Source organism: Saccharopolyspora sp. 7B, assembly GCF_020177435.1.
Classification (GTDB): Bacteria; Actinomycetota; Actinomycetes; order Mycobacteriales; family Pseudonocardiaceae; genus Saccharopolyspora_C; species Saccharopolyspora_C gregorii.
The window spans coordinates 1-11,269 of sequence record NZ_JAIUKC010000086.1; the positions used below are offsets into that span (position 1 = coordinate 1).

Annotated in this window: 9 protein-coding genes; 7 read left to right on the forward strand and 2 right to left on the reverse strand. The window is 73.2% G+C overall.

Annotation, left to right across the window (positions count from 1 at the left end; genetic code table 11):
• Positions 1–279: 279 nt before the first annotated feature.
• Positions 280–1,134 (forward strand): helix-turn-helix transcriptional regulator, encoded by an 855-nt coding sequence (locus LCD33_RS14670; RefSeq protein WP_224956093.1) that lies wholly within the window; start codon positions 280–282, stop codon positions 1,132–1,134.
• Positions 1,135–1,289: 155 nt separating this feature from the next.
• Here the strand turns inward: LCD33_RS14670 and LCD33_RS14675 are convergent, their stop codons facing one another.
• The gene (locus tag LCD33_RS14675) at positions 1,290–2,087 is read right to left on the reverse strand and encodes a trypsin-like serine protease (protein WP_224956094.1); all 798 of its coding nucleotides are present in this window, start codon (positions 2,085–2,087) and stop codon (positions 1,290–1,292) included.
• Between the two features lie 867 nt (positions 2,088–2,954).
• On the opposite strand from LCD33_RS14675, the gene LCD33_RS14680 reads away from it, so the two are divergent.
• The 5 genes from LCD33_RS14680 to LCD33_RS14700 are packed head-to-tail and all read left to right on the forward strand — an operon-like array spanning position 2,955 to position 8,971.
• Positions 2,955–4,037, forward strand: coding sequence for an aminotransferase class I/II-fold pyridoxal phosphate-dependent enzyme (locus LCD33_RS14680; RefSeq protein ID WP_224968698.1), 1,083 nt, complete (start codon positions 2,955–2,957; stop codon positions 4,035–4,037).
• Positions 4,034–5,056, forward strand: coding sequence for a polyprenyl synthetase family protein (locus LCD33_RS14685; RefSeq protein ID WP_224956096.1), 1,023 nt, complete (start codon positions 4,034–4,036; stop codon positions 5,054–5,056). The genes LCD33_RS14680 and LCD33_RS14685 overlap by 4 nt, the downstream gene beginning before the upstream one ends.
• 2 nt (positions 5,057–5,058) lie before the next feature.
• A complete protein-coding gene (locus LCD33_RS14690; RefSeq protein ID WP_224956097.1) occupies positions 5,059–6,048 on the forward strand; it encodes a UbiA family prenyltransferase in 990 nt (329 codons plus the stop codon).
• Entirely contained in the window at positions 6,045–7,712 is a 1,668-nt protein-coding gene (locus LCD33_RS14695) for a prenyltransferase/squalene oxidase repeat-containing protein (protein ID WP_224956098.1), read from the forward strand. The genes LCD33_RS14690 and LCD33_RS14695 overlap by 4 nt, the downstream gene beginning before the upstream one ends.
• Positions 7,713–7,714: 2 nt before the next feature.
• The gene (locus LCD33_RS14700; RefSeq protein ID WP_224956099.1) at positions 7,715–8,971 is read left to right on the forward strand and encodes an NAD(P)/FAD-dependent oxidoreductase; all 1,257 of its coding nucleotides are present in this window, start codon (positions 7,715–7,717) and stop codon (positions 8,969–8,971) included.
• 26 nt (positions 8,972–8,997) lie between these two features.
• Here the strand turns inward: LCD33_RS14700 and LCD33_RS14705 are convergent, their stop codons facing one another.
• Positions 8,998–10,011 (reverse strand): methyltransferase, encoded by a 1,014-nt coding sequence (locus tag LCD33_RS14705; protein ID WP_224977947.1) that lies wholly within the window; start codon positions 10,009–10,011, stop codon positions 8,998–9,000.
• A 266-nt stretch (positions 10,012–10,277) separates the two neighbouring features.
• On the opposite strand from LCD33_RS14705, the gene LCD33_RS14710 reads away from it, so the two are divergent.
• A complete protein-coding gene (locus tag LCD33_RS14710) occupies positions 10,278–11,138 on the forward strand; it encodes a TauD/TfdA family dioxygenase (RefSeq protein ID WP_224956101.1) in 861 nt (286 codons plus the stop codon).
• The last annotated feature ends 131 nt before the right edge of the window (positions 11,139–11,269 follow it).

An 11,269-nucleotide genomic window follows, 5' to 3' on the forward strand; every position in this document is an offset into this window, starting at 1 on the left:
CCCCCCCCCCCCCCCCCCCCCCCGCGCCGGGGCGGGGGGGGGGGGGGGGGGGTTTGTGGGTGGCGGGGGCCCGGTTTCCGGGTCCCCGCGACATCACCGCGCGTGGCGGCCGGGGGATCGGGCGCGGAAGCGGGGCTGCGCTGGAGGATTCCGCTCCGGGAAGTTCTCGGCAGGGGCGCATCTTCGGTGCAGGGCCGGGAATCTGCGGCCGTTCGGGCAGTTCACCAGTACCTGATCGAGCGACGGTTTTTTCCGCGCTGGCACCATATTCTGACGATCATGTCGAACTCCCCCCGGGCCCGCGCGCTGGCGGCCGAGGTCCGCAAGGTGCGCAAGGACAAAGGGATGTCCCAGGGAGTGCTCGCCGAACAGCTGGGCTGGAGCATCGCGAAGATCAGCCGGATCGAGACGGCGCAGCGCGGCATCGGCGGCCCCGACCTGGCCGCGGTGCTCGCGGCGCTGCGGGTGCGCGGCAAGCGGCGCGAGCAGCTGCTGACGATGGCCGAGGAGCTGGGCCGCCCGTCGTGGTGGGAGGCGATGGCGGGGCTCTCGGCGCACACCCGCGCGTGCATCGACGCGGAGCAGCGCGCCTCCCGGCTCACCGAGCTCAGCCTCGGCTACGTGCCGGTGCTGCTGCAGACCCGGGCGTACGCGACCGCGGTGTGCGCGGCGTCCGGTGCGGGCACGGGCGAGGTGGACGAGCAGGTCAACGTGCGGCAGGTGCGGCAGGGCATCCTGCACAAGGCCTCGCCGGTGGCGTTGACGGCGTACCTGGACGAATCGGTGCTGACCCGGCCCGTGGGCGGTGCGGCGGTGATGGGCGGGCAGCTGCGGCACCTGCTGCGCTCCGCGGAGGCGCCGAACATCGCGGTGCGGGTGCTGCCGACGAACCTGGGGGTGCACGCGGGGCTCGGCGGGCCGTTCACGCTGATCGAGTTCGCGCGCGGGGTGGCGACGGTGCTGCTGGAGAGCCAGGAGTGCGGACTGCTGCTGGACGACGAGGAACGGGTGGCCGCGTTCCGCGAGTCCGTCGACTGCCTGGACCGGGTCGCGCTGGGCACGGTGGAATCCCGCGCGATCATCGGCGGCTACGCGACGAAGTTCGAAGACCGCTCCACCCGCCAGCTCACCTGACCGGACGCACGAGTACGGGGCGGCCCTTCCGGACCGCCCCGTACTGCATTTCTCATGTGGCGGAGCCACCTGTGAAAACGATCCCGCAGCGAGGGCGCCGCTGAGGTTCCGCCACCCGCCCAGCTCAGCCGAGCGAGCGGGAATCCGTCAGGCGATCAGCTGCCGATCTGCTCGGTCAGGACGTCGTTGTAGGCGCCGACGCGGGCGTACACGCCGGGCTTGCCGGGGCGGGCGCAGCCTTCGCCCCAGGAGGTGACGCCGATGAGGCGGCCGTCGGCCACCATCGGGCCGCCGGAGTCGCCCTGGCAGGCGTCGACGCCGCCTTCGGGCAGGCCGGCGCAGACCATCGAGTCGGGGCTGTACTCGTCGTACCCGGCGGAGCAGTCCGCGTCGGAGCTCACCGGCACGGTCGCGGTCTTCAGGTGGTCGGAGGTGGAGCCGCCTTCGGAGGTGGTCCCCCAGCCGAGGAGGGTGGCGTCGGTGCCCGCGGTGTAGCCGGCGTCGTCGGCGGTGGCCAGCTCGACTGGCTGAGCGCCTTCGACGGGAGCGGACAGGGTGAGGACGGAGACGTCGAAGCCCAGGGTGGCGTCGGTGTACTCGGGGTGCACCCAGACGTCGCTGACCTCGGAGACGGTGCCGCCGGTGCCGCTGATCTCGGTCTGCCCGCTGAGCACGTTGATCTCGGACGGGTCGGAGCCGGTGGTGCAGTGCGCGGCGGTGACGACCTTCGTCTCGGAGACGAGCGAGCCACCGCAGAACTGCTGGCCGTCGGGCGTGGTGAGCGCGACGACGAACGGGTGGTCGGCGATGTCGGCGTCCTGGCCGCCGACGATGTACGGGGTGACGTCGGCCGGTTCGGCCTGGGCGGCCGAGACGGAGACGGTGGCGGCGGCCGAGAGGGCGACCGCGGCGATCCCGGCGATGCGGGCCATGCGACGTGGGGCAGCGACCATCTTGCTCTCCTCGATCTCGCGCCCGGGGCGATGGGGCGTCCCGGGCGTTGTCGGTTGTCCGGGTTCGGCTGCGCGTGGTCCGTTCCCGGTCCCTCCACGAAACGGGCCGGTGCCCGCCCCGCTGCCATTGAGGAATCGTCTGCGACCCTAATCGCGGCGACATTCGGCCCAAAAGTGCCGGTATTTGCCGTTTTCACAGTGCCGTCGGACTATCCGCGGTTCGCCCGGTCGGCGGTGTTCGGCGGTTCGATCCCGCGCATTCGAGTCGAATGCGGGAAACGGGTCCGCGACCCCGGCGCGCCCCGAACGCACCGGGGCCGCGGTTCTGCCGCGACCGGTACTCCCGCCGGTCGTGGCGCAGCCACCGGTCCCCGGACCGTGGCGGGTGCGGCCGCCGGGCCCCGACTGCCGCTGTGGCGGGCGCACCGCGTCCGGTGTACCGAACGACCGGTGGAATATTCCAGAGCCATTCGGGCGAGCATGGTCACGCCGAGGGCGAACGACCGGCCCCGAAGCCCGTTGACCTGGCGGAACCACCTAGATCACAGATTGATCTCAACGCCCGCGCGCGGGTGCGCGGAGACGATCCGCGGCACGCCGCCCCACCGCGCCGCGGAGCGCGCGGACGAGGCCGCCGATCGGCTCGCCGCGGACTAGCACAGCGCCGGGACGCGCCGGACGACTTGCGTCCCGCTGCCACGAAGATCTCAGGGGATCCCCTCGACAAAAACCGACTACACAGATTCGAAACACGTTCATCACGTTCTACGAGATCGTGAACCTTGACATCGAAGGCCGCGGAACACAGTATTCGATCAGCATCGCGAGCGGTCCGGAACGAAACCGGCGGACACCGCACGAGAGGCCATGAAACCCAGCGGCCAGAACGGGATTGGCACTGTGACCTCAATTGTGCACCAGCTCTCCCTGAACGAGAATTTCGCCCCACCGCTGCCCGGCGTGAGAACTGCCGCCGAAGCCGCCCTCGACACGCTGAACCTCACCCCGGACCCGTTCTCGTCGGATCTGGTCGCGCGCGTGGCCGAGCACCACGGGGTGGCCGCGGAGCGCGTGCTGGCCGGCGTCGGTTCGGGAGCGCTGCTCCAGCAGTTCCTGCAGGTCCACGCGGGCCCGGGCATCGAGGTCGTGCACCCCTGGCCGTCGTTCGAGATGTACCCGCTGATGATCCGCAACGCCGGGGCGAGCGCGGTGGGGGTGCCGCTGCGGGATTCGGCGCACGACCTGGACGCGATGGCGGCCGCGGTCACGGACCGCACCCGGGTGGTGCTGTTGTGCAACCCCAACAATCCGACCGGGTCGATCCTCACCGCGGAACAGATCACCGGGTTCCTCGATCGCATTCCGAGTGATGTGCACGTCGTGCTCGACGAGGCTTACATCGACTTCGCCACCGGGACCGGCGAGACCATTGCGGATGGAATCGAACTAGCCCGAACGGACCACCGGCTCACCATCGCTCGGACCTTTTCCAAGTCGTACGGGCTGCTCGGCATGCGCGTCGGTTACCTGTTGGGAGCGGAGCCGGTGGTGGCCGCGTTGAAGCCGAGCGCGCTGTTCTTCCGGGTGAGTGGGCCCGCGCAGGCGGCGGCCGCGGCGGCGCTGGCGGCGTCCGAGGTGATGCGTGCCCAGTGCGCGGAGGTCGCGGCCGAACGCGACCGGCTCCGGGAAGGCCTGCTGGCGCACGGGATCCCGGTGCCCGCCAGCGGCGGGAACTTCCTGTGGCTGCCACTGGGCGGGGCGAACCAGCGCTTCGTGGACCGGTGCGCCGAGCGCGGTGTGGTGGTGCGGGAGATCGCCGGGTCCGGGGTGCGGCTGACCGTCGGCACCCGCGCGGCGAACGACCTGGTGCTGGAGGTCGCGGCCGAGTTCTCCGCCGCGGACGCCACCGCCGGAGACCTGGCCGCCGAGGTCAGCGAGCCCGCCCGGTGACCGCCCGGATCAGCGACGCCCACGACCTGGCCGGGGATCCGGCGGCGCTGCTGGCCGCCTCCCCGGTGGCCGCGGAGCTGCGCGCGGAGCTGGAACGCCGCTGGCCTGCGGGCACCGACCACATCAGGGAGGTGTCGCGGTACGCGCTGCTGGCGCCGGGCAAGATGCTGCGGCCGGTGATGCTGGTCGCGGCCGCGGAGGCCGTCGGCGGGGATCGCGCGGCGGTGCTGCCCGCCGCGGTCGCCATCGAGTACCTGCACGTGGCCTCGCTGGTGCACGACGACATCATCGACGGCGACGAGCTGCGGCGGGGCCGGGCTTCGGTGCCGGTGCGGTTCGGGGTGCCGGACGCGATCGTCACCGGCGACGCGTTGATCCTGAGCCTGTTCGCCGCGCTCACCGAGTGCGGGCTGCCCGCCGAACCGGTGCTGGCGGCGGTGCGCGCGGTCGCCGACGCGGGCGTGGACCTGTGCCGGGGGCAGGCGTTGGAGGCGGAGCTGCTGCGGGATCCGGCGTGCCCGCCGGAGCGGTACCGGCGGATGGCGGCGTTGAAGACGGGCGCCCTGTTCCGAGCGGCGTGCCGGTCCGGTGCGGTGCTCGGCGGCGGGGACACCGAGCAGGTGGCGGCGGCGACGCGGTTCGCCGACCGGGTCGGCACCGCGTTCCAGATGCACGACGACCTGCTGCCGTACCTGGCGGAGACCGAGGTGACCGGCAAGTCCGGCAGCAGCGATGCGGGGAACATGCGGCCGACGTTCCCGGTGATCGTGGCGCACGGCATGGCGGGCGCGCGGGATCGCGCGCTGCTCGCGGAAGCGCTCAGCGGCACCCGGTCCCCGGTGGAGTCGTTCGCGCTGCTGCGGGAGGTGCTGACCCGGCTGGGCGCGGTGGAGCGCGCCGCGGCGGAGGCCGCCGAGGAGATCCGGCGGGCGCACCGGGACTTGGCGGTGCTGCCAGGCGGGGACGGTTCGCGGCTGCTGGCGGCGGTGGCGGACCTCGCGATCCACCGGGACCGCTAGCCGTGGCCGCATCGATGTCCGCGGTGCACCGCGGGATCCGGGCGCACGTCGAGACCTGGCGGCCCTACACCACCTGCTATCCGGCGATGGTGGGGATCGCGGGCGCGGTCACCGCCGGCGCCGGGTGGGGCGTGCCGCTGCTGGCGGCGGCGGTGGTGCCCGCGCTGGGCTGGTTGTCCGGGCACTACTTGGGCGATTACTTCGACCGGGAGCTGGATGCGATCGGGAAGCCGCAGCGCCCCATCCCGTCCGGCCGGTTGTCGCCGCGGGCGGCGCTGGCCTGCGGGGTGGGCTGCGCGGCGGCGGCCGCGGTGTTCGCGCTGCTGGTGAACTGGCACGCGGTGCTGCTGGTGGTGGTGGCGACGGCGGGCATCGTCGCCTACAGCCGGTTCTGCAAGGCGCGCGGCCTGTCCGGGAACCTGGTGCGCGGTTCGCTGACGGCGCTGGCGCTGGCGGCGGGTGCGCTGCTGGGCGCGGACCGGGTGCCGTGGACGGTGCTGGTGTTCGCGCTGGTGTTCCTGGCGCACGACGCGGCGTCGAACCTGGTGGGGACGATGCGCGACGTGGACGGCGACCGGGCGGGCGGCTACCGCTCGGTGCCGGTGCGCAGCGGCATCCCGGTGGCGGTGCGGACGTCGTTCGCGCTGTACGCGTCGGGGTTGCTGGTGGTGCTGGCGCTGGCGGAGGCGGTGCCGCAGCGGGGCGGCTACTCGGCGTTGGCGACGGTGGCGGCGTGCGCGGGGACGGCGGCGTTCTCGTTGCTGCTGGAGCACATCCGGGAGTTGCCGCCGCGGAAGGCGTTGCGGGCGCACGAGATCCTCGTCGCGGAGCGGCTGGTGCTGGCGGGCGCGCTGATCGCGGGTGCGGCGGGTCTGTGGCTCGCGTTGGCGGTGCTGGTGCCCGCGCTGGTGTTCAGCCTCGGTGCGCAGGCCGTGCTGCGTTCGGGGCACGAGTTCCCCACGGCGGAGCGACGGGAGGCGACGCTGCCATGACGACTTCGCGGGCCGAGGAGGTCTCCGAGGCGATCGAGGCCGCGGCGGAGGCGGTGTTCGCGGCGCGGCGGCCGGACGGCGTGTTCGACTACTCGGAGGACGGGCTGACGTCCACGTTGAGCACGGTGGGCGCGGTGAGCGCGCTGCACTTCGCCGATCCGCGCGGTTCGGCGGACCTGATCGAGCGGGGCGTGGCGTGGCTGCGGGCCCGGCAGTCGGACACCGGCGGCTGGAGCATGGTGCCGGGCGGCGCGGACGAGCCGGGTCCGACGGCGGTGGCGTCGGCGACGTTGCAGCTGGTGGCGCCGGAGTCGGCGGCGGACGCGGTGGCGGCCGGGCAGCGCTGGATGCTGGACCACGGTGGCCTGGAAGGGATTCCGCACCCGGAGGTGACGGCCTGGTGCCGCCAGTTCTACTCGTTCGTCGGCTGGTTGCGGACGTCGGACATGCGCCGGTTCCCGCTGGAGCTGGCGGTGCTGCGCGGCCCGTTCCTGCGGTTGTTCGACCTGCGGGCGCCGATGGTGTGCGCGCTGGGGTTGGCGCAGGCGGCGACCCGGGAGCAGACGCCGCTGACGCGGCTGCTGGCGAAGGCGGGCACGCCGGGCGCGCTGGCGATCATCCGCGAGGTCTACGAGCACGAGGGCAGCACCGGTGGCTGGTGCGAGGACGCGTGGGTGACCGGGTTGATCTGCGGTGGGCTGGCGCGCGCCGGGCTGGGCGCGGACATGGTGGCGGGCGCGGTCCGCTGGTTCCGGGAGCAGGTGAACGAGGACGGGTCGTGGAACAGCGGCCCGCTGGGGTTGACCTGGTCGATGTACGCGGCGGGCGGGCTGCTGGAGGCGGGGTACGCGACCGACGAGCGGTTGCTGGCGACGCGGGAGGTGTTCCTGCGGGAGCAGCAGCACCGGCCGTTCACCGCGTTCGGCTGCCCGCCGGGGTTCTGGGGCTGGTCCGGCAAGGGCTGGCCGGCCTCGCTGGAGACCGGGGAGATCATGTCGGCGCTGGCGCGCTTCCCCGGTGAGCTGCAGCGCCCGGCGCTGGAGTCGGGCGCGCGCTGGTTGTTCGCGCAGCAGGACTCGCGCGGTTCGTGGGGCCTGTGCGTGCGGAACACGAAGGTCGCCAACAGCGGGCCGTGCCCGCACATGACGGCGCAGTCGCTGGACGGGCTGCTGGATTCCGGGGTGCCCGCGGCGGATCGGCGGATCCGCCGGGCGGTGCGCTGGCTGGCGAGCGCGCAGCGGCCGGACGGCTCGTACGAATCGGTCTGGTACCGGATGCACACGGCGGGCACGTCGGCGGTGCTGCAGACGCTGGTGCGCGCCGGGGCGGGCGGTTCCGACGCGGCGCGGCGGGCGCGGGAGTGGCTGGTGCGCGCGCAGCTGCCGGACGGTTCGTGGGGCACCGGCGGCGACGAACCGGGCACCGTCGAGGAGACGGCGTGGGCGGTCGGCGCGCTGCTGGTCGCGGGCGGGGGTGCCGACGGCGCGGAGGTGCGGCGCGGGGTGCGCTGGCTGCTGGACGCGCGCCGCCCGGACGGGTCCTGGTCGGCCGCGCCGGTGAACGAGTACGTGCGCCACGTGTCCCGCTACTCGAACCGGGCGCTGGCCAACGGGTTGGCGTTGCGCGCGCTGGCCCGCTACCGCGATGCCGCGGGGAGGAGTTGACGGTGGACGCCGATGTGGTGGTGTGCGGGGCCGGGGTCGGTGGGCTCGCCGCGGCCTGCGCGCTGGGCGCGCGGGGTTTCCGCGTGCTGCTGCTGGAGAAGATGGCCGAGCCGTCGCGGGTCGCGAAGGGCGAGGTGCTGCAACCGGGCGCGCTGCGGGTGCTGCGCGAGTGGGGCGTGGCGCAGCGCTTGGAGTCGCGCGGCGGGCTGCGCCTGGCGCGGCTGGTGGCGCGGGACACCGCGGGCGCGCCGCTGATGGCGTTGGACTACGACCGGTTGCGGGAGCAGGAGCGGTGGCTGCTGGCCCACGACTACCCGGTGATCCTGGAGGCGTTGGCGGACCGGCTGGACGGCTCGGTGGAGTTCCGCCGCGGCGTGCTGGTGCGCGACCTGCTGCGGGACGCGGACGGCCGGGTCGCGGGGGTGCGGGTCGCCGAGGGCGGTCAGGAGCGGGAGGTGCGGGCGTCGCTGGTGGTCGCCGCGGACGGCATCTCCTCGCGGCTGCGGAAGTCGGCGGGCATCCCGGCACACCGCGACGAGTACCCGCACCGGTTGGCGGCGTTCGACATCGCCGACGCGCCGCGGGTCGAGCAGGACTTCTCGGCGTACGTCAGCGAACGCGGCCTGCGGTTGCGGTACCCGCTGCCGGGCGGCCGGGTGCGGCTGTACGTGCAGGTGGGTGCGGACGAGCTGCGCGGGCTGGATTCCGACGGCATGGCCGGGTGGATCGAGCACCTGGTGCGGGACACGCCGGCGCTGGAACCGCTGGCGGACGCGCTGCGGGCGAGCTCGGCGAACCGGCAGGTGCTGCCGGTGTCCCGGTTCTTGGCGCCGGGCCTGGGTGTTCCGGGGCTGGCGCTGGTCGGTGAGACGGGGCATTCGGTGCATCCGATGGCGGCGCAGGGCATGAACACGTCGATCACGGACGCGGAGAGCCTCGCCCGGCACGTGGGCGGGGAGTTGAGCCCCGCCGCGGTGGACGCGGGAATCCGCTCCTACGAGGCGGAACGGCTGCCCGAACTGGTCCACATCGGACGGACGAGCCACAACGCGGCCCGCATGATCACGGACCTGTCCTGGACGGGCCGCGTGGTGGGGCGGCGGGCGCTGCGCTGCACCGGCGGCAACGACCGGCTGCGCTACACCGTCATGCACAACATGGCCGGGCTCGGGCAACACCGGTTGTCGCTGCTGGACCGGCTGCACCAGGTGGGGGTGCTGCCGGACCCGCGGGCGCGGCGCCTCCCGGCCTGGGCATGAGCGCCACCCAGGCCGGGGGCGGGTGGCTAGCCGGCGAGTGCGCACTCCACGAGCACCAGGCCGCCGTCCCAGCTGCGGCTGCCGCGCACCGCGAGACCGGCTTCGGCGGCCAGCGCCTCGAAGTCGGCGATGGAGCGCTCCCGGCCGCCGAGCAGCGACAGCGACTGCAGGTCGAACGAGGAGTTGTTCTTCGCGTGCTCCTCCCCGGCCAGCACCTCCACCACCAGGACGCGTCCCGCGCTGCCCGCCGCTTCGGCGCAGCGGCGCAGGATGCGGACCGCGTCGGCGTCCGGCCAGTCCGTCAGCACCCGCGACACCACGTACCGGTCGTAGCCGGCGGGCAGCTCGTCGAAGAAGCTGCCGGGCACGAACGCGGCGCGGTCGGCCACCTCGGACGCGGCGAGCGCCTCGTCGGCTTCGGCGGCCACCGGTGGCAGGTCCAGCACCGCGCCCTCCAGGTGCGGCTGCCCGCGAAGCACCTCGACGAGCAGCGCACCGACCCCGCCGCCGATGTCGATCACGCTCTTGACCGCGGACCAGTCGTACTCGGCGGCCAGCAGCGGGCCGGTCTGCCACGCGTGCGCGGCCATGATCGCGCCGAAGAACCCGCGCAGCGCGTCGTCACGCTGGTAGTCCTCCCAGAACGGCACGCCGTGCACCGGTTCGTAACCGGAGCGGCCGGTGCGCACCGAGTGCGCCATGCCCGCGTACGCCAGGTCCATCTTCACGCCCGGGCCGTCCAGGTCCAGCCACTTCTTCTGCCACGCGCTGTCCGCGCCCAGCAGGTGCCGGGACACGTCGGTCAGCGCGAAGCGGCCGCCCTGCTCGGCCACGAACCCGATCGCCACCAGGTGGCGCAGCAGCCGGGCCAGGGAATCGGCGTCGGTCCCGGTGGCCGTCGCGAGCTCGGCGAGCCCGGTGGTGCCCTCCGCGATCCGGTCCGGGACGCCGAGCGTCACCGCCGCGCGCACCGCGAACGGGGTGGCGAGGTCGGTCAGCGCCGCCAACCGCGCGCCGGGATCCGTCGTCTCCGAAGCCATACTGGTGCACTCCTGTCCATGCTTCCGGTGTTCTCCAGCCGGATTCCCGGCTCGCGATCCCCCGTTTTCCCGCGCATTCCACGCGGTTCTTCCGCCCGGGGAAAATCACCACCGGAACCCGAATCCGGTTCGCGCAGCATCGCACCGGAACCCGATTCCGGTCAAGAATTCGACCCGATCCGGACGGCGATTCATCGATTCGCCGATCCGCCGTTCCGCATGCGCGGAACAAGTGTCATCGGCTCCACTCAGAAAGGCGCATCATCATGGCGGCTCCCGTTCAGGACACCGGCCTGCAGGTTCGCCCGATCAGCGGCGCACTCGGCGCCGAGGTCCGCGGCATCGACCTGAACTCCCTCACCGACGAGGCGTTCGCGCAGGTCCACGCACTGCTGCTCGAACACCTCGTGCTGTTCTTCCCCGAGGCCGCCGGGCTCGGGCCGCAGGCGCACATCGAGTTCGGCAAGCGGCTCGGAGAACTGGAAGTGCACCCGTTCCTGCCGAAGCTCGACGGACACGAGGAAATCGTGGTGCTCGATTCCGCGCAGGGCGCCAAAGCCGACGTGTGGCACACCGACGTCACGTTCAGCCCCACCCCGCCGGTCGCCTCCATCCTGCAGATCGTGCAATGCCCGCCGTTCGGCGGGGACACGATGTGGAGCAACCAGCACCGGGCTTACGAGTCCCTTTCCGCGCCGTTGCGCGACATGCTCGACGGGCTCACCGCGGTCCACGTGTTCGAGCACCCCAACGGCTCGTTCCGCAGCGAAGCCGAGCACCCCGTGGTGCGGGTGCACCCGGAGACGGGGCGGCGCTCGCTGTACGTCAACCGCATGTTCACCCGGCGCATCCCGCAGCTGGCCGCCGCCGAGAGCGACGCGCTGCTCCAGCACCTGTACGCCGTCGCCGAGCACCCGAGCAACGTGTGCCGGTTCCGCTGGAACGCCGGGGCGATCGCCATGTGGGACAACCGCGCCACCCAGCACTACGCGATCAACGACTACACCGAGCGCCGCGTCGGCCAACGCGTCACCGTCCTCGGCGACACCCCCACGGGCGACACCCCGCGTTGGCCGCACCACGACGCGGACACCGGAGGCGCGGAAGCCCTGCGCACCAAGTCCTGACCGGAAGCCGAGTGAACGGACCGTTCGACCAACTAGATGGGACGAACGGTCCGTTCACCCCGCCACAGCCCGCGGGGAGGCCCCCCCATCACCCCATCCGCACACCACCCCCCAAAAGGAGTTAAAGGTCC